Origin of the sequence: Gluconobacter sp. (assembly GCF_047723935.1) — a bacterium.
Classification (GTDB): Bacteria; Pseudomonadota; Alphaproteobacteria; order Acetobacterales; family Acetobacteraceae; genus Gluconobacter.
In genome coordinates this window covers 1-21277 of record NZ_JBDOBO010000034.1, presented here as the reverse complement: position 1 = coordinate 21277, position 21277 = coordinate 1, and the positions used below count along the sequence as shown (strand labels likewise).

Annotated in this window: 22 protein-coding genes and 2 pseudogenes; 10 read left to right on the top strand and 14 right to left on the bottom strand. The window is 52.6% G+C overall.

Features of this window, described 5'->3' with window-relative positions:
• Both ABF979_RS11125 and ABF979_RS11120 read left to right on the top strand, forming a co-directional pair.
• On the top strand, positions 1 to 805 hold an 805-nt coding region (locus ABF979_RS11125; RefSeq protein ID WP_415559806.1), incomplete at its 5' end, for a transporter substrate-binding domain-containing protein.
• Positions 806 to 847: 42 nt separating this feature from the next.
• The gene (locus ABF979_RS11120; RefSeq protein WP_077813916.1) at positions 848 to 1480 is read left to right on the top strand and encodes a TetR/AcrR family transcriptional regulator; all 633 of its coding nucleotides are present in this window, start codon (positions 848 to 850) and stop codon (positions 1478 to 1480) included.
• Positions 1481 to 1851: 371 nt separating this feature from the next.
• Here ABF979_RS11120 and ABF979_RS11115 read toward each other — a convergent pair whose 3' ends face one another.
• From ABF979_RS11115 to ABF979_RS11105, 3 genes are all read right to left on the bottom strand, one after another.
• Complete coding sequence (locus ABF979_RS11115) at positions 1852 to 2187, bottom strand: hypothetical protein (protein WP_415559804.1); 336 nt, start codon at positions 2185 to 2187, stop codon at positions 1852 to 1854.
• A 60-nt stretch (positions 2188 to 2247) separates the two neighbouring features.
• A complete protein-coding gene (locus ABF979_RS11110) occupies positions 2248 to 2916 on the bottom strand; it encodes a hypothetical protein (RefSeq protein WP_077813918.1) in 669 nt (222 codons plus the stop codon).
• Positions 2917 to 3274: 358 nt separating this feature from the next.
• The gene (locus ABF979_RS11105) at positions 3275 to 4402 is read right to left on the bottom strand and encodes a hemolysin-type calcium-binding protein (protein ID WP_149026495.1); all 1128 of its coding nucleotides are present in this window, start codon (positions 4400 to 4402) and stop codon (positions 3275 to 3277) included.
• A gap of 218 nt (positions 4403 to 4620) precedes the next feature.
• Here ABF979_RS11105 and ABF979_RS11100 point away from each other — a divergent pair, with 218 nt between their 5' ends.
• On the top strand, positions 4621 to 5115 hold the full coding sequence (locus ABF979_RS11100) for a hypothetical protein (protein ID WP_149026496.1): 495 nt from the start codon (positions 4621 to 4623) through the stop codon (positions 5113 to 5115).
• A 77-nt stretch (positions 5116 to 5192) separates the two neighbouring features.
• Complete coding sequence (locus ABF979_RS11095) at positions 5193 to 5687, top strand: hypothetical protein (protein ID WP_077813920.1); 495 nt, start codon at positions 5193 to 5195, stop codon at positions 5685 to 5687.
• A 12-nt stretch (positions 5688 to 5699) separates the two neighbouring features.
• On the opposite strand, the gene ABF979_RS11090 is transcribed toward ABF979_RS11095, so the two are convergent.
• From ABF979_RS11090 to ABF979_RS11080, 3 genes are all read right to left on the bottom strand, one after another.
• The gene (locus tag ABF979_RS11090) at positions 5700 to 5894 is read right to left on the bottom strand and encodes a transposase domain-containing protein (RefSeq protein ID WP_187668794.1); all 195 of its coding nucleotides are present in this window, start codon (positions 5892 to 5894) and stop codon (positions 5700 to 5702) included.
• The gene (locus ABF979_RS11085) at positions 5872 to 6645 is read right to left on the bottom strand and encodes a hypothetical protein (RefSeq protein WP_149026497.1); all 774 of its coding nucleotides are present in this window, start codon (positions 6643 to 6645) and stop codon (positions 5872 to 5874) included. Before ABF979_RS11085 ends, ABF979_RS11090 begins: the two co-directional genes overlap by 23 nt.
• A 512-nt stretch (positions 6646 to 7157) precedes the next feature.
• Positions 7158 to 8138 (bottom strand): HNH endonuclease, encoded by a 981-nt coding sequence (locus ABF979_RS11080; RefSeq protein WP_149026498.1) that lies wholly within the window; start codon positions 8136 to 8138, stop codon positions 7158 to 7160.
• Between the two features lie 556 nt (positions 8139 to 8694).
• Between ABF979_RS11080 and ABF979_RS11075 the strand changes: the two genes are divergently transcribed.
• The gene (locus tag ABF979_RS11075; RefSeq protein WP_077813924.1) at positions 8695 to 9282 is read left to right on the top strand and encodes a hypothetical protein; all 588 of its coding nucleotides are present in this window, start codon (positions 8695 to 8697) and stop codon (positions 9280 to 9282) included.
• 7 nt (positions 9283 to 9289) lie between these two features.
• On the opposite strand, the pseudogene ABF979_RS11070 reads toward ABF979_RS11075, so the two are convergent.
• The 6 genes and pseudogenes from ABF979_RS11070 to ABF979_RS11045 all read right to left on the bottom strand — a co-directional run.
• Positions 9290 to 9526: pseudogene (locus tag ABF979_RS11070) on the bottom strand (SOS response-associated peptidase); the annotation flags it as partial.
• A 157-nt stretch (positions 9527 to 9683) separates the two neighbouring features.
• A pseudogene (locus tag ABF979_RS11065) lies at positions 9684 to 10499 on the bottom strand (ParB/RepB/Spo0J family partition protein); the annotation flags it as partial.
• 315 nt (positions 10500 to 10814) lie between these two features.
• A complete protein-coding gene (locus ABF979_RS11060) occupies positions 10815 to 11366 on the bottom strand; it encodes a 3'-5' exonuclease (RefSeq protein WP_077813925.1) in 552 nt (183 codons plus the stop codon).
• Between the two features lie 136 nt (positions 11367 to 11502).
• On the bottom strand, positions 11503 to 12399 hold the full coding sequence (locus ABF979_RS11055) for an AAA family ATPase (RefSeq protein WP_077813926.1): 897 nt from the start codon (positions 12397 to 12399) through the stop codon (positions 11503 to 11505).
• The gene (locus tag ABF979_RS11050) at positions 12399 to 12887 is read right to left on the bottom strand and encodes a hypothetical protein (RefSeq protein ID WP_077813927.1); all 489 of its coding nucleotides are present in this window, start codon (positions 12885 to 12887) and stop codon (positions 12399 to 12401) included. The genes ABF979_RS11055 and ABF979_RS11050 overlap by 1 nt, the downstream gene beginning before the upstream one ends.
• Complete coding sequence (locus ABF979_RS11045; protein WP_077813928.1) at positions 12884 to 13828, bottom strand: CBASS oligonucleotide cyclase; 945 nt, start codon at positions 13826 to 13828, stop codon at positions 12884 to 12886. Before ABF979_RS11045 ends, ABF979_RS11050 begins: the two co-directional genes overlap by 4 nt.
• Before the next feature lie 164 nt (positions 13829 to 13992).
• Here ABF979_RS11045 and ABF979_RS11040 point away from each other — a divergent pair, with 164 nt between their 5' ends.
• Positions 13993 to 14886, top strand: coding sequence for a WYL domain-containing protein (locus ABF979_RS11040; RefSeq protein ID WP_077814509.1), 894 nt, complete (start codon positions 13993 to 13995; stop codon positions 14884 to 14886).
• Positions 14887 to 14942: 56 nt separating this feature from the next.
• On the top strand, positions 14943 to 16454 hold the full coding sequence (locus ABF979_RS11035) for a purine phosphorylase (RefSeq protein ID WP_077813929.1): 1512 nt from the start codon (positions 14943 to 14945) through the stop codon (positions 16452 to 16454).
• A 141-nt stretch (positions 16455 to 16595) separates the two neighbouring features.
• Here ABF979_RS11035 and ABF979_RS11030 read toward each other — a convergent pair whose 3' ends face one another.
• Positions 16596 to 17117, bottom strand: a complete 522-nt coding sequence (locus ABF979_RS11030; protein WP_187668795.1) for a DUF4231 domain-containing protein — start codon at positions 17115 to 17117, stop codon at positions 16596 to 16598.
• A 493-nt stretch (positions 17118 to 17610) separates the two neighbouring features.
• Between ABF979_RS11030 and ABF979_RS11025 the strand changes: the two genes are divergently transcribed.
• Both ABF979_RS11025 and ABF979_RS11020 read left to right on the top strand, forming a co-directional pair.
• Positions 17611 to 17799, top strand: coding sequence for a hypothetical protein (locus ABF979_RS11025; protein ID WP_077813932.1), 189 nt, complete (start codon positions 17611 to 17613; stop codon positions 17797 to 17799).
• Between the two features lie 13 nt (positions 17800 to 17812).
• Entirely contained in the window at positions 17813 to 19522 is a 1710-nt protein-coding gene (locus ABF979_RS11020; RefSeq protein WP_077813933.1) for a recombinase family protein, read from the top strand.
• Between the two features lie 263 nt (positions 19523 to 19785).
• Here the strand turns inward: ABF979_RS11020 and ABF979_RS11015 are convergent, their stop codons facing one another.
• A complete protein-coding gene (locus ABF979_RS11015; RefSeq protein ID WP_077814510.1) occupies positions 19786 to 20454 on the bottom strand; it encodes an alpha/beta hydrolase in 669 nt (222 codons plus the stop codon).
• On the opposite strand from ABF979_RS11015, the gene ABF979_RS11010 reads away from it, so the two are divergent.
• Entirely contained in the window at positions 20396 to 21154 is a 759-nt protein-coding gene (locus ABF979_RS11010; protein ID WP_415559797.1) for a DsbA family oxidoreductase, read from the top strand. The genes ABF979_RS11015 and ABF979_RS11010 overlap by 59 nt on opposite strands.
• The last annotated feature ends 123 nt before the right edge of the window (positions 21155 to 21277 follow it).

The window sequence follows — 21277 nt, the reverse complement described above, 5'->3', positions numbered from 1 at the left end:
TGCGGGCGCCCCCCCCGCCCGGGGGGGGGGGGGGCGGGGGCCGCCCCCCCCCCCCCCCCCACCCCGGCAGGTGGTGATCGGTGTTTATCCCAGCTATCCGCCGCTCGACATGCGAGACCCGGAGACGGGGCAGCTGGAAGGCTTTGATATTGATCTTGCCACCGCCCTTGCCCGGCAGAATGGCTGGGCGCTGACATTTCGTGAAATCAGTTTTGAAGAACTGCTGCCTGCCGTCCAGACCGGGCGTGTGGACCTGTTCTTCAATGGCATGATCGACAATGCGGTGCGGCGGGAATCCGTGGACTTCGTGGATTATCTGCGTGAAGGATCGCGTTTTCTTGTGCCGACGCGCGATGCGGCGATTTTCCGTACCCAGCGTGACCTGTGCGGCAAATACGTCGCGGCCAACAGGACCACCAGCCAGCCGGCTCAGATCCAGCAATGGAGCGCGGAAAACTGCAGTGGGAACGAAATCAGGTTCTATCCCGCGGAAAATGACTCCGACGCCATGATCCAGCTTTATGAAGGGCGGGTGCAGGCGATGATGGTTGACAGCATTGTCACCCAATATGTGATCCGACGTGAAAAGGGACGAATTACGGCAATGGAAGGGCTGATTTTCCCACAGAAATTCGGAATTGGGTTTCATAAGGGCAACACGGAACTGGCGGAACAGATCCGCAGCGGCCTGCGTGAACTTGTCCTGAATGGAAATTATAAAGAACTTCTTGATAAATGGGGTTTGCCGCAGGAAAATGGCCTTGACGAAGAATTGCGGCAGTCGTCCGTACCTGTCAGTCAGTGATGGATACGTGCGCACAGCCTGCTATCAGATGGACCAGCCGGTTTGACAACGCCACCCCGCTCCTCAAGAAATCATAAAGAGTCCGATGTTCTGGATGCAGGTGAACTGCTGTTCCAGACACAGGGCTATGAATCAACCAAGATCGAAGCCATTGCCGTGGAAGCGTCTGTTGCTTCGGCTACGGTCTATAACTATTTTGAAACAAAGAATAATATTCTCCTCAGTATTATTCTTCGGCATCTGGAAGCCGCTCTTCCCGAACGCCGCCGGTTCATGCGTGCGCTGCCGGACGATCCGGTGGCGGGTATCATCGCGTTTGAAAACATGCTGGCCGAGCAGGCGCTACGCTTCCTTGACCGGGATTCATGGAAAGTCATCCTGACCGCCAAACTGCTCGATGACCAGTCTGCCGCTTACCGCACGGCATGCAGGCTGGATACCCTGATCTACAAGCAGTACATCCGCATACTGACCCGGTATCGCAATATGGGGCGTATCGGGGACGACGTGGATATTGCCCTGCTGGCTTCCCTGCTGATTGATGTTGGCAATGCCGTGCTGGCGCGGATCGTGGGTTCGGCTCATACGGTGGCGGAAGGCATGAAGCTGTGGGGTGACCCGAGTGTGCGCATGGTCTTGCGTGGCCTGATCGTTGAGCCGGGGAAACCTGTCTAGCAACTGTGTTTAAGCTACGTGGCTGATACGCCACGGCAGGCCTGTTTTGATTACAGCATTTGCGATTGTGATGAGACGCCGTGCGATCGCAATGAGGGTCAGTTTATGTGGTGCCCTCGATCCGTCATATCTTTGGCAACAACTTTCAGAACCGGATTGTGACATGAGGCTGCCAATCCTGCCTGAAACAGGACGTGGCGGAGAGATCTTCTTCTCGCTGAGATGACACGTTTCCGGCCTCTGATCCCACACTGAGAAGCGTGGTCACATGGCCGCCTTGAAGAGCTGACCCCAATGGTTATTGACCTCATCGGACAGACCGGAACCGTGTGCGTCTGAAGTGTTGTTCTTTAAGCATGAAGCCTGACCCATCAGAGTTGAGGGGTAACCACGGTCGCGCTTACGATCACGTGTTCGGCGACCATGCATTCTACGGATGACGGATCCACGTCCCCCGGATCAGGCGTTTCAGCGGTATCTTGCGCCGCCGGAACATAGACTACGGCTCCAGTCTCTGATGTGGCGCAGCATTGACCAGCGCGCGTCGTCCCTCCGGAGACAGACGCCCCATACGGGCCATGCCAGTCCCGGGCGTTGACCGGATAGATTTCAGGTGTGCGTAAGAGAACCTTTCCGTCGCGACAGTAACAGGTCTCCACAACGTACTTTCCAATGGTATCACGAACGACAGGCGCGAGCGTGTTCATCGACGATCTCCAGAAACAGACAAACGATTTCAGGGCTTCCTGCGGATAATGGATCGCCCGTCATTCGAGCGCGGGCGACCATTCTTCTTGTTCAAGCACCTCACGCACGACGTCTTCAGGTGGTTCCTGTGCTTCATAGGAATCCCACCAGTCCTGATCGAGAAGATCAAAGATGTCGACACCGGCGGCACGGATGCAGATCCGGTTGGCTACGCGCAGATAACCGTAATGCTGCTTGCGGATCCGGAAGCGGGTCTTCGGCCAGCGCTTTTTCAGCAGCACGCGCAGATTGGCGGCCGCCAGCGTGCCGCTTCCCTCATCACCCTGTTTGAGATGTGCGACATCCGGATCGGCGCGCAGCCGCTCGACTTCGGCGTCGAACGAAGCCTTTGCTTCAGCTTCCTTCCGACACTTTTCCGCAGCCAGCTCGTCGGCCTGCGTTTTCAGTCGTTCCAGCTGGTCCGCATCGGCGAACCCGTCCTCACGCGCATACACGGTCCACTGCACGCCGCGCAGGATCGCTTCGGGAAGACGCTGACTGCGCTGTCCCGTGAGAAACACGATGTCAAAACTGGCTGAGCCACCCGTCATGATGCTACGCCCTGCCAGCGACCGGACGGGGGTTTTCCCGACTTCGCCATACACGGCGGTCACGTAACCGCGTCCCCGGTTATAGAGGATCATGGAAACCATGGTGCCCACGATCAAGGGATTTTCGGAAATCGACATTCTCTGCTCCTCTCAACATCTTTCCTGATGTCTCTGGAGCGGGCACAGTCCGGTGGACGGAACAGACGCGGCGCGCAGCGCCGGGATCGGAGCCACGCACAGGCCGCGCAGGGGGCGAGCATGGCGAGAACCCACCGTTTGTGGAGGACGCCGGACTGTGGCGCCCCCTTCCCTTATCTTGCTTTCCTTATCCTTCTATTTCTTCTATTGTATTGCAATCTCCGGAGAAATACGTCTGAATATTTATATATAAATTCGGTTTATCCACTGAGATAGATTTCCTCACCGTAAGTTCATGCGAAGAATATGCAGTGAGGATAAGGAGCAAGACATTCAGGGTTTAATCTATGTACAAAGATTAGGTCGAGAAGATAGTCGTCGAGTCAGCCGAAGGAAACGCTACCAGCGCCGTATGGTTCTGGATGCCTGAGAGAACACTCGCTGCTGAAGCAGAACTGTAATCTTCATTGGTGGCTGCCTGCGAGCTACCGATGGATGCGACCGATGCACTTCCTTGAAGAGATTTGAGGGTGAAATCCGCCAATACAGAAGCGTGAATTTCTTTGAGGTCTGCGCCCGATAGCAAAGCACCGGTGGGCGATGCTGCCGCGTCAGATGCAAGACCACTCGATAAAGCCGACCTCTGGGCGGAAGTAGCTGCAGATGTCGTCCCCGGCCATGCAGCGGCAGCTTGGTTCTCTACCGAAGACAAATAAGTGACGCCATTCAGAACGACTGTTAGCACATTGGTCAGGAACACCATTTGACCGTCAGTCTGATCGTAGAGTGCCCAATCTTCGCCATTGTTAAGATAACTCGTACCGTTCTGGTCTAAATATCCTCCTGCGTAGGCAGACCAGACGTTATTGGCGTAGTAGGTGCTGTTCCCGCCATTGCATGTGATGACGTCATTCCCAGCGCTCTGATGGAATGTGCAGTTTCCTATACCTTCGTAAAGAAAATTGTTTAGTGCTGCACCAGTAAACGTATCATTGCCACCAGATCCGTGAATGACAAGTTTTTGCAGCGCCGCTGACGCGCCACTTGTTGGATCAACCTGTTTGAAGACTGTGTGTGAGAGATCCATTGTGTCTCCACCATTACCCAATGCTTCGCCTGGATACATGCTGACACTGTCATTCGTGCCCTTAAAATCTATTTCTGTCGGTGCCCCGCCACTGGATGGGACACACTCAAAGATACCAACATCAGTATCCGATCCATCGATTTCCAAAGTGACGTGTTGTGTGGTGCTGGGATTATTAATTCCGCCGAGCCAGAGGGTGCCCATCCAGTATCGTTCGGAGTTTGTATGTGTATCAATAGCTTCGTACGTACTAGAGTCGGGTGTCGCAACAATTTTTCCAGAATATCCGTTTGCGTCAAACATTGCCATATCAAGGCTTGTTGGACCGCCTATGCTGCCTTTGTAAGGAAAACCCTGGCTGAAATCTGAATATTCAGTTTGTACACTGGATACAGGCATGAAACACCTCATCTATTAACTGTTATGTAATATATACTAGCATGCGGAGAATAGCTTGCTCACCAAAATCGCCAATTTATTTCTGTATTTCATATATTCATATAACCTGTATATAAAATTAGAAAATTAATGATTTATAGATGTGGTGGTGGGAATACTGAGCGAAAATTTACCATACCTTCAACTTGATGAATGTGGGTGTAATCGGGGAAAGTAAAATGATTGTTGATCTTTCGTCCACAATATCGGCGATGCAATTATCCATCCTGGATGGCTCGATAAAGCCCGAAGCCATCGCATCTTCAAGGGTTGGAGGGAACGTGACCAGTCTCGATGAGACGGGTGTAGCAACGGTGCTTGATTTTTCGTCAGAAGCGTCAAATGCCGTCTACAATAGCGGTCCAATTGTACTTCTGCCACATGGTAATGAATATCTTCCTTACCCTGCAGCCACCACAATTAACGGTATACCTGTATCGCAGATTAAAGGTGCCGTTAGTCTAGAGGATGGGCTGCAATATACCACAAGTTCTTCTTCATCTTCGATCTCTTTTTATACTGCAGCAGGCACCGTATCAGAAAGAAGTCAAACGTCAGCGTCATTTTCCCTTGGCGCAGATACAACAAACAACGAAGAGTCTCTCATCGCGAAGCTTTTTTCCAGTCCGACGAAGAGTGACAGCAACATTCCTTCAGAACAGCGTTCTGCCTAGATCGTGTGAACGGATTGATGAAAACGGACCTTTCGAGACATTCTCAAGTAACAGCATGCAAATAATGAGAGGTACAAATGTACATCGATATGTCAGGAGCGATCTCAGCGGCTGAATTATCCATCCAGGATGGCTCTTGGAAGCCCGAAGTCGCGGTGTCGAGCGCAGCGAATGCAAGCGTCAGCTCTGTCGACAGGACAGGAGCGGCGACACTGATTGACCTGTCATCCGAATCCTCAGATGCCATCTATCAGACTGATCCTGTTGTTCTTCTTCCTCAGGGGGATAAATATATTCCTGTAAGTGCGGGAGTTATCATAAATGGTATTCCTGCGTCACAGGTCAAAGGGGCGGTTACTTTCAAAGACGGTTTTCAATTAAGCATGACATCCTCATCCTCGTCATTCTCACTTTATACTGAGGCTGGTGCGGTCGCTGGAAGCAGTCAAACGTCAGCGTCATTTTCCCTTGGCGCAGATACAACAAACAACGAAGAGTCTCTCATCGCGAAGCTTTTTTCCAGTCCGACGAAGAGTAACAGCAACATTCATTCAGAACAGCTTCCTGCCTAACGCATTCTATCCTTACCGGACGGGCAGAAGCTCGTCGATACGGCTTGCGGAAAACCCCAAGACCATCGTTTCAAGGGTATTCCGCAAGCACTGAAACTGCTCAATCCCGTTGAATTTCGCCGTCTCGATCAGGGATGCAATGACAACCCTGTGACGCAGGACTTTGGCGCTGGAGCCCTGCTCCTCACAACATGAGTTCTGGCTCAAGCCGCTCTCGACAAAATCTGTCAAGCGTAGCTTCGCTTGGAGGACTGGCCTCTCGCTCGTCTAACACTGAGTTTGAGGTGTGCACGATTTGCTCAATATAAGCAGACTCATCTCCAAGTCGTTCAAACGGTTCATCTGCAAGAGAAGTGAAACCACAAATGCTCAAAACTGCGAGATTGGGGGATATCGTGCCGTGCCCGCCAAGGCTATAGGGTAGCTTCCGTTCATCGGGTGACACCCAAGACTTTATTGCCTCCCTAGCCTCAGCAACACCTGCCAGATTGGCGATTGTTTCAAGCTCGTCGCAAATCTCAATAAACCGATTGCGGAGCGTATCAAACGACAGTTGATTATAAGTAATATGGCCTCCCTCCTTGGCGATGACAGTCACTGGCCCGGGACTCTGGTCGAGCCAATCCTGATAATCAGAAATTTTTTCCGACTCATCGAGAATGACAACCGTAAATGGTATCTCAATTGGGGCAGGCATGAATTTGAGTGCACGCGGCGATTGACCGTACCATTCGATTGGAAGTTGTCCTGCGATCCGCCGCGCGATCCGGCTTGGCATTGACACAGGGGTCAGTTCGAAAATGTCAGTTGGAAAAGTATAGATGAAGCGCAGAAATCCGCTGTTTCTACACAATGAGAGAGAGAAACCTTGGAATGGAGTAGCCTCTTCCGGCTTCCAGTCGGGAACGCTTATGAGAAAGCGAATTTTCGGATCGATTTGAATTGTATCATCGGCCATGCAATTAATATGTGCCGACCAAATCATCGAGGCAAATGTTCTCGTCTGCGTCCACGGTTGCAAAAGGGTTTGAGATGAGAATGGGTACGGAAAGCAGATGTGAACCGCTGAAGTGGTCAATAGCTGCTCCTCGCGTCTCGCAACCTAAAAGCCGCCAGTCGCCTACCGGCCAAAAATATTACATTGGTCATGTCGGCTATTCGGAAAACGGTCTGGGCGGCTGTATGTCCGAGATGAGGGCGACTGCCGCCTGTCTGCTCTGTTTCCGCTGAGCTGGCGGGCAGATCAGGGGGGAGAACGGCCGGTCCGGTTTGGGGCACCCAGACAATATTTTCTGCCGTTCGTTCAGCTATGTGTAATGACCGCTGCGCGCCCAACCCGGTCATTCAACCAGTTTGGTCGAGATCCGGTAAGCGGACAGTCGTGCTAAGCTTTCGAACCAATTAAGATGCTGATATTATTTCGATTTACAACCATTGCGAAACTCCTGGTCAAAGAAACCTCTGAACTGATCAACCAGACTTGGCGTCGGCCTCTGGCTCATCGCGAGTAAAGTTCTCGAAGCCCATAGCGTATGGAACGGTTTCGCCTCTGACGACAGTACGACCGGTCAGATCAACTACCGCAACGGTGGTGTTGCCGTATTTGGCACGGTCAATGCTTCCTGGCACAGGGAAAGGGGGCAAATTCAGCTTCACTCCATTGATAGCGGCATCCTGTTTTGGCGATGGAAGAAAAACCTGAAACACCTCATTGCCGAATGACAGCACGAAGAAGGCGTATGGAACGCCGGTAACGTTTATACGGCGTCGGAATAACATAAGGACAGTAACATCATTGGGCATTGGTCCAGGTTGAAAGCTTCTAATTAGGGGGAATTCGTTCACCAACCCCTTGCTGTGATCAGCTTCCCGAATCCAGGTCATAGCTTCTATGAAGTTTGACAGTTCCTCGGACGGCATCACGGTCAAGCCGATCTTGACGAACGCCTTCAGCACTGCAACAGGTGTGTATGCATCCCGTGTGAGTTCGAAGGTGATCGTCTTGTTCGCCTCGTCAACGATCATCAACGGATCGTCTTCATACTGCTTGATGACGAAGCCAGTCGGCTCGTAATCAATGCGCCATCCGGGCTTTTCCCCCCTCTTTTTGATAGATGGCACGCCCTTTTTGCCACGAATGCGGTAAAGAGTCCGGCTGGGCTTGGACCAGTTGCCAAGGTCGTTTTCGATACCTTTCCCGAAAAAACTGTTACAGGCATCGCATTCATAGTAGCTGAAGAGGCTCTTGTTTCCGAGCGCTTCGGGAATGGCGTGTGCCTCGTCCTTGAACGTCGCATCCTGTTCACCTAGCCCACAAAACCGGCAAAGTCGTTCGTTCTTGTTGCCCAGAAAAATCTTGTCACTAGGCCGAAGGAACAACGGCTGTGCAGCGGCATAATGCTCGTCGTAGAAGGCAGCTGCCGCAATGAGGGCGGGATCGATATTTGTCATTCTCTCATTGTAAATCCGAAAGCACCCACAGAAAAGAGGCAACCCGACGGTGTAATGGTAGGCGCTGACATGTCCGCTTTTTGCCATTGTTGGCCTGAACGGGCCAATCCACTCCCGGCCAAAAATAATAGCGGGAGTTTGCCTTGCTCATGTCCGCTATTCGGAAAGCAGTCTGGGTGGCTGTATGTCTGACATGTAGGCGACTGCCGCCTGCCTGCTTAATTCTTGAAGCCGACAGACAGCTTGGGGGGAACAGACAGTTGGCTCTTGGGAAAAGAGGACGGAAAGCAACAGTTCGCAGCGGTGAACTCAAGCGACGTTTAGCGGCCTCATCATAGCGACAGGCGCGGTCGGCTCGACGATCATGGTGCGTTGATCAGCGACGGCGTTCCGGGCAGGTTAGTCGAAACGCAACCCAATAAAGGTTTCCATATGCCCGCCAACGAACTTCTCTTGACAATCGACTACAAGGAGCCCGTCGGGGCTGCCGTGTTGGGCGAACTGCTATCTGCTATCCGCTATCGGCAACGATTACCGGCGACTCTACGGGTGCGAGTTGATCGTCACCGAGATCCGCCAGGGTTCGATCATCGCAATATTGAAGGAGATCGCGGATAATGCAGATTCGATCAATCACCTGATTGACTTCCTAAAGAATATTGCAGGTATCAAAAACCTTCTCTTGGGTAGCAAGGGCAAGAAGGGTGCGCGATCTAAGACGACCAAGACAATAAGAGCCATTGCGAACACGGCACTAAAAACGGGCGGCGAAGTATACATCGAGCACGAGAGTGCAGATGGCGAGAAGCTCAAGGTGCACGTTAATCCGGGCGAGGCGCTGCTGATTGTTCAGCCGCCTCAAGGTCGCGCACGTTATGCAACGCCACGCATCATTTCGCACGCAACCAGCGAGGCCTCACCACATGACGGCTTCATCGCTGACCTTGCCCGTGTAGCATTCGAGTCCCCCGACACTGGGGATGACATGATCGGCGAAGATAGCAACCCACAACTCCAACTTCTACGTGAACTGATTGGCGCTATCCGCAGTCGTCCAGACGGTGAGCAGTGGATTGCTAAGATCGCGCGGGATCTGCGAGATCAAGGTCATAGTGTCGCGGCGCAAATGCTGGAAGGCTTGTAATGCTTCATCGATTATTGGTCACACCGCGATCCACCTTATGGCCTTTCAGGTAACCGGGCGGTGTCGGCATGCCCCAGCGCGCCATAACCAGTTCACGACCACCTTCCCCGTTCCGCACAATCGGCGCCATCGTGTTCGGATACATTTCGGGCAGCGGCTGGAGATTGCCCGTGCGATCCTCAAGGACTTTCGCAATCTCCCGGATCGCCTGCGGGTTCGAGGTCATGGAATAAAGATTGCACATCCGCGTTGCTCCCTTACGACCACATGCAGCGTAATCTGGCTGCCATATCGATCCTTACGGATTTCACGGCTTCCTGCCTTGCCTGCTCTTCCGGTTTCACGACAGGCCATGACACGGCCTGAAACAGGGGCAGCATGTCCCGGTCGATGAAGCGTGTGTGCAGTTTTTCCATGACCAGCCTGTCCAGAGTAGCCGGATCCTGCAGCCAGCCACCATCATCAGCCTCGAACAGGTCGCGCATGATGGGACCACCGGCTGCGAGATAGGCGTCCAGACCGACAAACCGCGCACGGGCGTCCGAGGCCCGCACCGTTTTTTCCGTCAGCATGCGGCGAATGACGTAGGGTTCACGATTATGGCTCTGGGCTACGATTTCCCAGACCTGTTCCTGCCGCGCGTGGTCGTCGCTGATGGAAAACGCCATCAACTGTTCCAGCCGCATCCCATCCTGTTCGTAGATCTCAAGCAGGCTGTCGGACACCGTCATCAGTCGCAGGCGCTGTTTGACCACGGTGGGTGCGACAAAGAACGCGGCGGCGATTTCCTCTTCGGACATGCCTTTTTCCAGCATGTCACGGAAGGCGCGAAACTGGTCCAGCGGGTGCAGGGCCATGCGCTGAACGTTCTCGGCCAGAGAGTCATCCTCGGCGAGAATGGCCGACCCGGCCTCGCGTACCACGCACGGCACCGGAGCCGTCTTCGCCAGTTTCTTCTGCTTCACCAGCAGTTCGAGGGCACGGAAGCGCCGTCCGCCAGCGGGTACTTCATAGCTGCCGGTTTCGACACCAGCATCATCAAGGACAGGGCGGACGTTCAGACTCTGCAGCAGCCCGCGGCGCTCGATGTCGCGGGCCAGTTCCTCGATCGACAGGCCGGATTTCACACGCCGCACGTTGGACTGGGAAAGCACCAGTCGGTTGAACGGAATGTCACGGGAGGAACTCAGGCTGATTTTGGGAATAGCGGTCGCCATGGCGAAACACTCCACGACGGGCGGACGGGAGACTCTCTCCCACCCTCTCAACCCGTCACGAAAACCCGCACAGCCCTCTGACTCCGACGGCTACATCTAGGCCAATCCGCATCCTTGCGGCAAAAATAAAGAATAATGGTGGCGAAGCAATGATTAGCTTTTGTAATATCACGTAGGATTTGAACAGACGCTATATGAGCATATCCTTTGAAACAGCATGCAACTGATAGAGACGATTTTTCTTCCGAAGAAATTTTCTTCTACAGCTCACTCCCCAGTGTTTTTTGAACGACAGAGCAAGCATCAATCCGCTTGCTAATTTTTAACGAATTTCTTACGAATCAATTCAAACAATTCAGCTTGGTAGATTGCATCATGCAAAGCATTATGATCGCCTAGACTCCGTGGTTTAACGATCTTCGCAATCTCACTTGAACGGGTCGATTTCCAAGTGCAATTGGTAGCTCCAAAATACATCGACTTAATATCAAGCGCAGAAATACCAAAAGGATTTCCACCAAGGAATTTATGAAAGTAGTAATTAATAAAGCTCCAATCAAAAGATGCATTAAAACCGACAAAAACAACGGTTTCTTCCGTCTCTGTCAGCGAATGAAGCCACACCTTAAGTTTTGTCATTGCTTCGATAGGCTCAATCCCCTCTTCCTGTAAATGTTCCAGTGACAAGCCCGTGACCTTTAGGGCTTCAGGAACAAATTCTTTAGAAATAGGTTTTAGGTAGCATGAAAAGTTCTTAGAAGGATTGGATGTTACGCACGCCCCTACAGATAACATACTATATTTTTCAGGTATCGGGCCTGATGCCTCAATATCAACTGAAACGAAAATTTCCTGCTGGCTTTTCATATACTCTCCGTTTGAAGTATGGTCTCACTTTAGCAAATCACCAGTCTCACACATGCTTAACGCTACGTGAGGGATATCGCCGGAATGATAAAAAACTGCTCTCGCCATCGTGAAAGTAATTTTCACAATGGCAACGTCATTTATCTTCCATGATCGGAGAAGGGTGCATAGCTAACGACGAGTCAAGGAGATCACTAAAGCTCAACGCGCGGTTGGGGAAAGCTTTGGCAAGAGCCGCTGGATAAAGGCGTGTTCGAATGTCCGAGTAAGTCCACGCGGGCTGGCCGCTCCGTTCACCTGTAGCTGCAACTAGCTCTGTGAGTTGTTTCTCCGTGAGCTTCATGCCAGCGAGATCCATATTGAAAAGAGCTTTACGTTCTGCGGCGTTTGGGCGGGTAAATTCCTCTACGATAGCAGCACGTCGACGAAGCGCTGCATCCAAAACAGACAACCGGTTAGTGCATAGAATGACCACTATACGGCCACCAAACTTACGTAATTCATCGACCCCTTGAATGAGGGTGTTTACGGCCACCTTATCTTCATGGTGGCTCTGGCTCTGAGAGCGCGAAGCGGCGATTGAATCGCCTTCATCGATAATAAGTATAGCACGACGGTTTTTTCCCGCTGCCTCAATTACTTCTGACCAGGCTTGGGTCAACAAAGTACCCATTTCACCGACTCTACCCGAACCACGGACGCGATTACTCAGTTTGAACAGAAGGGAATCTTCAGTGCGAGATTCACGAACAATACGGTTCGCAATACACTCAGCTGTCGCCGTCTTGCCTGTGCCCACATCGCCATAAAAAATTACGAGAGGATATTGATCAGAAACCAAGTCGCAGATCGGTAATACCGATTTGTGGTAATTGCTGCTCCATGCGGACAATTGGTTTTGATTCAACAATAGACGCAACTGGTTATGGATGCGCTCATAACGTCCTTCAAAACCGAGCAGAAGCTTTTCGCGCCCAGTCAGTTCTTGTACGGGGAGATCAATAACCGCATCAAATACGTTGCTTTTAATCATTAATTGTAATCCTTCCGTCGCATTCCGTAACCGTTGCTAGAATATTCACGACCATCACCTTCGGTAAGGTCGGCATGACTGATATCATCGTCCGAAGGTGTCCAAGAAATCTTCATTTTCCCGGCTAACTTTTGTTGTGCAGTCAGATCGTAACTGTTCTTATAGCTCAACGTAATCCGCAGCCAAGCTCCTTCAATTCGCGGCCAACGCGCATTACCCGGGCGGTCATTTGCCAGACCTCCTGACGCATCTACGTAGTATCTAGCTGCCTTATATTCATTTCCATTAGAGATAAGCGTCAGATCGACGAAATTCAGATAGTCATTCTTGGCCAGAAGTTCGATGTCATGAGCCCACTCTCGCGCGCGAGCCTCAGTGGTAGCACCACTACTTGAGGCTATCATCACCAGATCAGCGGTGATACGTCGAAGAACCGCCTCAACATCCGTAGTAGTATAGGTAGATGTCTGCGTAGTGGTATAACTCATGCTAACTCCTCCACTTTAAAACCTCGACCAAACAACTCTTTCCAGAGGTCAGAATCATCTTCTTCAGATGCAAAATGTGCGGTCTCCCAAGAATGATCTGCAATTCGAACGATTTCTTTTCGTTCATCCTCGGTAATGCAGCTTGCGACGTTATTCCGGTCACATACAGGATCGAGTATTATTACAGGATCGTAAAATTTCGGTACAGTTCCGTTTTCAGGAAACTTAATAAGCTCCTTGAGTTCAGAGTGAGCAATATAAAGCAGGAAGTCGCAGAAGCGCTTTTCCAGTGAACCTTCGCGTCCGTTCACTGCGAGAACATGAGCGAGAATAAGTTCAATGTGAAAGGATTTTAGTGGACACTCCATCTTAGTACGCCAACGCTTAGCCAAGCGGACGAGCGTACGAAAGTCCGGGTCCTGATCCTTACGATCCTTTACGAACCGAACTTGGCAAGGCGCACAAGTCTCCGTTTTTGATCCGTCAACACGGTCAAATTGCCAGCCATAACCTTCTTTATCTGGGTTCTCAATAACGGGAACAATGTCGACGTCCAGTCCAGTGCCAACAAAGCTTACCGTAGCTGCCTTTCGTTGAATCACAAAGTCTTCAACAGATTTTTGGGGGTATAGCTTAACTAGTGTTTCGTAGATTTTGTCACTTAGACTGGAGAACGTCTCTTCATCGACCTTTTGCCCGGTAATGTAGAATACAACATCTACATCAATCGCATCCTCAGAGGTTTTGCGGAGAATCGTGTGCTTGGCGAATGAGCCGGCCTTTACGACGCGTTTGATGATTATATTCTCTTGTTTTTTCAGGCTTTCACGCAGCGCAGCAATCAATCGATCAACCTGAGCGTTGTAAGTTTGACGCTTATCTCTCGGCAAGCGAAGCACATTGCTATCATAATACTTAATCTGCGTATTGGTGAGTGGCATCAGCCGTCCTCTTCGAAGAAGTTTGATACTGTTCCAATGCCTCTCCCCTCACGATACCCGCCGGGCAGATCCAAGGAAAATACGCTTGGCAGATCCATAGCGTATGATTATTATACGGACACTTTTTACGCGCGTCTATTTTTTATATGCTGTCGAGGTTCAAAATGGTAGATGATCCCAAATCAACGGGCGAGCAACCCACCAATACGATTCGACAAGGAGTCCGTTGGGGGCAGGAGCGGCGTTTGGAGTTTATCGACTATAGATTGCGATGGGATGGCCAAATAAATCGCAGCAGCTTGACTGATTTTTTCGGAATATCTGTACCACAGGCCTCGTTGGATATCACTGAATACTCGAAACTTTCTCCAGACAATCTGAAATATGATAAGCGCGCCCGAACATATCGGGCGACTTATTCTTATAGGCCAGTCTATCCGTCGAGTTCGACTGAGCGGTACCTTGAAGATTTAATCAGAGTAGCAGTTCAACCTGAGGTTCCATATGGAAGCTTTCTGGGGTGGCAACCACCTGTAGCTGCGGTACCACGGCTGGGACGTCGGCTTAATGCCGATGTGGTTGGAGAGATCATCCGCGCAATACGTGAAACGGGTTCCGTAGAGGTCATTTATCAGTCCATGACTGATCCGGAAGGCAGTGAGCGAAGACTGACACCTCATGCATTGGTGCATGACGGCAATCGCTGGCATACGAGAGCCTACTGCCATAAACGCAATCAATTTAGGGATTTTTCCCTGACCCGTATCAAACTCGCCCGATACGTAGGCCCGGACGAGGAGCGAGCCTCAAAGGATACTGATTGGAACAGCGTGGTCGATGTCATTCTCACGGCACATCCTGGTCTCAGCCCCGCGAAACGCCGTTTGATCGAGAGTGACTATTCTATTGAAAACGGGGAGATGCACATTAAGTGTCGTCAAGCGTTATTGTTCTATCTTCTGTTTCAACTCAATTTAACTAATGATCAAGCAGGTCAGAAGCCAGAGGTAATCCAATTATCCCTGAAAAATAGAGAAGAAATTAATTCCTTGCTATGATTTACATTACTGAAGATACGATAATATTTTGACATGCATCAAATGGTACAGGATCAATGCTAAATAATGAATTTGTTCTGGTCGCAGGCAGCATCTCTAAAAAGACAGAAAAGGTATATATAGATCGGGCTCACGATTTCGTTCGCGCGCTTACTAAGAGTATTCTCGACGCAAATGGGGGACTGGTGGTCTACCTTGCCGGGGAACCCCGCAACCAGAATAATGAGCCACTGACTTTCGACTGGACTGTCGCATATGAAGTCGAGAGATTGAAGGCTAATTATGCGGGGACACAGCAACTTAAAATTATAACATCTGATTTAGCGATGAACGAAAAGATGACGGAAGAGAAGCGCAGGCTGATCCGCAGCCTCAAAGCTCTTCACTACGCAGATGTCATCAAAGTGCATGATGATTTGGTGACTGGCGGCAATATAGGGGACGAGCAGGTAGACGTTGCAACCGCCATGATTGCACTGGGCGGAGGAAAGGGAGTTTCCGACCGGGCCCGAAAAATGTCCAAACGAAAATTACCTATCCTACCGTTCGACCTAAAGCTGGGAGGTTTCAGCAATGACGGCGCGGGAGCCCTTGGACTGCTAAAAACTTTTCAAGAAAACCCGTTATTAATGTTTCCAATCACGGGCGAACAGGTGAAAGGCGAACTGGATATCCTCTCACTTCAGGAGCCCATTTTCTGCATAGACGAGCTTGCCAAGCGGACAGTAAAAATTTTCCAAATAGAAAAGGAAGCCAAACAAATAGCGCAAAATCCAGATGTATTGATCTTGACCGCTCTGCCGATAGAACTCGCTGCAGCGAGGTTGGCTTTTGGGATCAAGGACTTCAGCCAGCCACGTGTGTCTCTCAATGGTATTCATTTTTGGTCTACGATCGTTACAAGACAAGACGGCCCTGTGTCCTGCGTTGTTGCATCCCTCGGAAGCGCTGGCAACGTGACTGCATCATCCATTACCAGTCAACTATTATCAGAACTCAAGCCAAAAACAGTTCTGATGATGGGGATCGCGGCAGGCATGCGTGGAAAAATGACTTTGGGTGAAGTTATTCTTTCCGAGAGAATTGTTTATTATGAGGGATCCGCTGCATTAGATGGAGGCATATTGGCTGCGCGCCCGGAAATCCATCGTCCAGGATTACTAACTCAGCAAGACCTCAACACTTACCTCGCAACTGCCTCTTTGTCAGAGCGCTTACAACAACAAGCAACTACCCTTGGCTTCGCAATACCAAAAGAATCTAATGCAGGTGAAGTTGCTGCCAGTCTCATGGTTTCGCCCGCAACGATTGCATCTGGTGAGTTATTGGTTCGTGATCCGAACTTTTTTTCAAGCCTTAGAACGTTACATGATAAAGTCTGCGTTGCTGAAATGGAAGCTTACGGAGTTATCGATGCCTGCCAGAAACAAGAGGTGCCTGCACTAATTATCCGAGGAATCAGCGATTTTGGAGACAGTTCAAAAGATAATACCTTCCACAAGGTAGCTTCTGAAGCCGCCGCGATCGTCGCTTTAGACTATGTGGTTTATGGTTGGCGTCGCACATAGGCCATCTGGATGAAAAATCATCTCCATAATTAGTTCATAATTATTAACTAAAATAATTAATATTATATATCGTTCATAACATTCTAACACTCTATCCAATCTTACTTTTCAAATTTACTGCATTTTGTATGATGGCCCGATTTAGCTATTTAGGGTGCCGTCATTAATTTTTCGCTTGTCTGGCGCCTTCTTTCCCTGGCCGCTAGCAAGCATATCAGGTTCAGGAACCAAGCCCTCCCATGAATCATGTACCCATCGTGCGATATGAGTTACTTTCCGCGCAAGCAGTTTATCCGGGTCCACCGAGTCAGAAAAATCCTGATCTTTAAAGTCATAGTTAGCCTTCTGTTCCTCCAACTCGCGCTGTGCGCGCCGATATAGTACCCATAAGCGCTGCGGTTTTCTGAGCTGCAGCCAACTGGTCAGACCACCCGCCATCACAGATAATAGCGATGGAACCACCTTTGCCCAAAACACTTGAGTTCCTAAGGTTACAAACAGAGGCGCAAGTAATGTGCATCCAATGATGGTAGAAAAACAAACTTGGGATTCTATCTTATTGTGGTTGGCCTTTTCTCGCATGCCTTTCCGCACTGAACTATAATAATCGTGTGCGGATTTAAACTCATCCTCAGGAACGGTAACGTCTTTTCGCCAGGCCACGTAAAACCTCTCAACAGATTACTAATAATTTTCTATTATCTTAGATTAGGCTATTCTACGACAGATAAAGAGCCTTATCCTCCAATTTCCGCTGATTAGCCTAACTGCTCCATACCCGCAGGTCTTGAAAATCCGTAATGCGCTTAATGTACCAGGGTCCTGACATTTGCACGAACTCCCTCACCGACGTCATGATGTCGTAACCGAGAGCGTCGCTTCCATGAGCGCGGGGGCGCAAGTGCCTTCGCTCACCCAACTGGACGGAATAATGGTATTCCCACATCGGCCATGATACTGCCCCCCATCTCGTGATGCCGCCAAACGCAAGTATTTGTACGACGCGCCTGTATCCGGGACTACCCATAACTACGATTCCTTACGCTAGAACACGCACAAGCGCGACGTTCCACAATGCGTATTTCCATTGAAATAACAGCCATCTGTCCGGATCGTGTGTCTGTTTTCCTTGCCATACGGTCGGAAGAGAGCGACGATGACGGACAGACCCATCCAGTCCCTTGCCCCGGCGTATCGACCGCCCGAGCCTGAGTTGCGGCTCGTCCTGCGCCCCGATGCCCCCGACCCTCGCCTTGTGGCGTTCGTCCGCCTCATGGCCCGTCGCGCGGCACGGGAGTGGTTCCGGTCTCAGCAACAGGAGCAGCGCCGCCGCTCCGGACCGTAAGGGATGCCTCGCCATGAAGGTCGCGCTCTACGCCCGCTATTCGTCCGATAACCAGCGTGACGCCTCGATCGCCGACCAGCTTCGCGTCTGCCGCACCCATGCGGAAAAACAGGGCTGGACCATCGTCGAGGAGTATACCGACCACGCCATCTCGGGTGCCTCCCTGATGCGGCCCGGCATCCAGGCGCTGATCGCGGATGCACAGCGCGGGCGCTTTGCGATCGTGCTGGCCGAGGCCATGGACCGCCTCTCCCGCGACCAGGAGGACATCGCCGGCGTCTTCAAGCGCATGAACTATGCCGGCGTGCGGATCGTCACCCTCTCCGAGGGCGAGGTCTCCCACCTCCATGTCGGCCTCAAGGGCACGATGAATGCCCTCTTCCTGAAAGATCTGGCCGAGAAAACCCATCGCGGCCTGCGGGGGCGTGTGGAACTGGGCAAGTCCGGCGGCGGCAACGCCTACGGCTATGACGTGGTGCGCAGGCTCGACGCCAATGGCGAGCCGATCCGGGGCGACCGGACCATCAATCCAGCAGAAGCCGAGGTGGTCCGTCGCATCTTCCGCGACTTCGCGGCAGGTCTGGGACCGCGCGCGATTGCCTTCCGTCTTAATGACGAAGGCATTTCAGCCCCAGGCAGCGGCGCCTGGGGCTTCTCGACCATCACCGGCAACCGCGCACGGGGCACCGGTATCCTCAATAATGAGATGTATGTGGGCAAGCTGGTCTGGAACCGCCAGCGCTTCATCAAGGATCCCGATACCGGCAAACGTCAGGCTCGGATGAACCTGGACTCCGAATGGGTGATCCAGGAGGTGCCAGAGCTTCGGATTGTAGACCAGGAGTTGTGGGACGCGGTCAAGGCGCGGCAGGCCAGCGTCAGCGCCAGCCGGGACACACGCGACACATCATCACCTGACCATTTCCGCGAGAAACGTCGGCCGCGCTATCTGTTTTCCGGCCTGAGCAAATGCGGCTGCTGTGGTGGCGGTTATTCGATGATCTCCGGCACCCTGCTCGGCTGCTCGACGGCGCGCAACAAGGGCACCTGTGATAACCGGACCAATATGCGTCGCGAGGAGCTGGAGCGGCGCGTGCTCGTTGCCCTGCGTCATCATCTCATGGATTCGGAGCTGTTCGCCGAGTTCTGCACGGCCTTCACCACCGAGATGAACCGGCTGCGCATGGAAGCGTCGGCCGACATCGGCGCATCAGAGGCGGAACTGAAGCGGGTCGAACGCGACATCCAGCGCCTGATGGACCTCTATCTTTCAGAAGCGATCTCGATCGAAACCGTCAAGGAGCGCGGCTCCAAGCTCGAAGCCCGCAAGGCGGAACTGACGGGCTTCCTCGCCACCGCCGAGGCGCCGCCTCCCCTGCTCCATCCCCAGATGGCGGAGTTCTACCACCGGCAACTCGCGCGCCTGCATGACATGCTGCATTCCGAACTGGACGAGAAACGCCAGGAGGCAGCCGAGGTGATCCGCTCGCTGATCGAGGCGATCATCCTGACGCCATCCGACAAGGGCCTCCAGATCGATGTCCGGGGCGATCTCGCCGGTATCCTGACGGTGGCGTCAGGCAGCGGACAAAAGAAAACCCCAGGCCGTTTCCGGACTGGGGCTGGTGATGCGTTCGCATCGCAAGTTCAGATGGTTGCGGGGGTAGGCAACCAACGATACTTGCGATTGGTTGATCACGAGATACCGCGCCTTACAGCATGACCCAACGACCATACCAAGATACGCAGCCACAACCCATTAGAATCTTTATTATAGACCAGCTGCTGCATATATCATCCTGTGTAACGGTCAATATATGAGGCAATGCATCATACCTAAGGCTACGCTGTTCTCTGAAGCCTCCGATTATTCGTCCGGGCCGATACCGAGCGGCATACCGTACATCACAAGGGGTGAACTTGGCCCATAGCGCGTTCTTCCGCTCGCGTGAAAATAATGCACAATCAAGCCACGGGGCTAGAGATTCAGAATACGAGACGCTCCATCAACCAGGCATTGAGATCGACGATCTCCTCACCAATGATCTCATGCCCCATCGGATAGGCATGCCAGGCAACATCATGCCCTTCGGCACGCAGCCAGTCCCGTGCGAGGCGGGCCGCTGCCAGCGGCACAACCGTGTCGCCCTCACCGTGTCCCAAAAAGACTGGCGTCGCGCGGTTCGCCTCCGTTGCCTCCTTTCCCGTCTGCCCGGCCAGCGGCAGATAGCCGGACAGACCGGCGATCCCAGCCAAGGGCAACGGGTAACGCACCCCGGTCATCAGCGACATCGCACAGCCCTGGGAAAACCCACCGATCACGATGCGCCGGGACGGGATACCGCGCGCGACTTCCTGATCGATCAGGCTCGCCAGATAGGCCTGGGCGTCACGTAACCCTGCCTCATCTTCCCGTAGAAGCAGGTCGGTCGCGAGAAGATCATACCACGCCGGCATGCGCTCACCACCACAGGCCGAAACCGGCCGGACGGGCGCGTTGGGAAAAATGAACCGGACCGCGCCGATGGAGCGCAGGTCGAGCGCCTGGGCAATGGGCGCCAGATCCCGGCCACTCGCACCCAGGCCGTGAATGAGGATGATCGACGCGACGGGATTTTTCCCGCTTTCGACCTCCAGCGCTTTCAGCGGCTTCATTCCCTGCTCCCCTTTCTCATCGATCGGCAAGCGGTTTCTCGAAGCCGCCCTGGCCGAATTCGAACATGCCCGCGAAATCGAGATCGTCTTCCGGGCCTTCGAACTCGATCCGACGTCAGGTCCGGCAGTGACCACCACAACACTCGACCGCATCATGCGGAAATACGGCAAGAGCCGGAGCGACGCCCAAGCCATGATCGACCACATCACATCCATGGGCGAGAGATGCGGTCTCGACATGCGTTATGCCTCGGTCCGCTACACCAAGACCTTCGACGCGCACCGGCTGACCAAATTCGCCGAACTGCACGAACGCGGCGCGGACATGACGGAGCGGCTGTTCCGGGCCTATTTCACCGACAATCTCCCCCTCGCCGACCATGATGTGCTTGTCGGCCTTGCGCAGGACGTCGGTCTTGATAGCGACGCCGTCCGCGCCATGCTGACGGGCACCAACTTCGCCGAAGATGTCAGGCGTGATGAAACCCGCGCGTCACAGGCGGGCGTTCATGGCGTGCCCTTCTTTGTCTTCGACGGTGTCTACGCATTTTCCGGCGCGCAGCCGAAAGCACAATTGCTGGCCGCCCTGCGCCAGTCATGGAACGACGCACGCAAAACGGTGTCCGACAATCCTACCACCGGCATGACCTGCGACAGCAAGGGATGCGCTATCCCGCCCTCCGGCACTGGGGCTCTCTGAGCAAAAACCGTCCCGCCGCTGTCTGTTCCCGTCAGGCAGGCGCGCCTTGGCGGGAGCGGTCGTATTCGGCGATCGTCTCCTGCGTCAGCGGATCGCTGACAAGCGGGCCGAGGATGGAGTCCA

Bases quoted from the DNA above. Each gene is read 5' to 3' on its own strand.
- ABF979_RS11035 (WP_077813929.1), top strand. From the start codon at position 14,943: ATGCTAAATAATGAATTTGTTCTGGTCGCAGGCAGCATCTCTAAAAAG.
- ABF979_RS11055 (WP_077813926.1), bottom strand. From the start codon at position 12,399: ATGATTAAAAGCAACGTATTTGATGCGGTTATTGATCTCCCCGTACAA.
- ABF979_RS11050 (WP_077813927.1), bottom strand. From the start codon at position 12,887: ATGAGTTATACCACTACGCAGACATCTACCTATACTACTACGGATGTT.
- ABF979_RS11015 (WP_077814510.1), bottom strand. From the start codon at position 20,454: ATGAAGCCGCTGAAAGCGCTGGAGGTCGAAAGCGGGAAAAATCCCGTC.
- ABF979_RS11115 (WP_415559804.1), bottom strand. From the start codon at position 2,187: ATGAACACGCTCGCGCCTGTCGTTCGTGATACCATTGGAAAGTACGTT.
- ABF979_RS11025 (WP_077813932.1), top strand. From the start codon at position 17,611: ATGACGGACAGACCCATCCAGTCCCTTGCCCCGGCGTATCGACCGCCC.
- ABF979_RS11110 (WP_077813918.1), bottom strand. From the start codon at position 2,916: ATGTCGATTTCCGAAAATCCCTTGATCGTGGGCACCATGGTTTCCATG.
- ABF979_RS11040 (WP_077814509.1), top strand. From the start codon at position 13,993: ATGGTAGATGATCCCAAATCAACGGGCGAGCAACCCACCAATACGATT.
- ABF979_RS11100 (WP_149026496.1), top strand. From the start codon at position 4,621: ATGATTGTTGATCTTTCGTCCACAATATCGGCGATGCAATTATCCATC.
- ABF979_RS11060 (WP_077813925.1), bottom strand. From the start codon at position 11,366: ATGAAAAGCCAGCAGGAAATTTTCGTTTCAGTTGATATTGAGGCATCA.
- ABF979_RS11095 (WP_077813920.1), top strand. From the start codon at position 5,193: ATGTACATCGATATGTCAGGAGCGATCTCAGCGGCTGAATTATCCATC.
- ABF979_RS11080 (WP_149026498.1), bottom strand. From the start codon at position 8,138: ATGACAAATATCGATCCCGCCCTCATTGCGGCAGCTGCCTTCTACGAC.
- ABF979_RS11045 (WP_077813928.1), bottom strand. From the start codon at position 13,828: ATGCCACTCACCAATACGCAGATTAAGTATTATGATAGCAATGTGCTT.
- ABF979_RS11020 (WP_077813933.1), top strand. From the start codon at position 17,813: ATGAAGGTCGCGCTCTACGCCCGCTATTCGTCCGATAACCAGCGTGAC.
- ABF979_RS11085 (WP_149026497.1), bottom strand. From the start codon at position 6,645: ATGGCCGATGATACAATTCAAATCGATCCGAAAATTCGCTTTCTCATA.
- ABF979_RS11010 (WP_415559797.1), top strand. From the start codon at position 20,396: ATGATCGACGCGACGGGATTTTTCCCGCTTTCGACCTCCAGCGCTTTC.
- ABF979_RS11105 (WP_149026495.1), bottom strand. From the start codon at position 4,402: ATGCCTGTATCCAGTGTACAAACTGAATATTCAGATTTCAGCCAGGGT.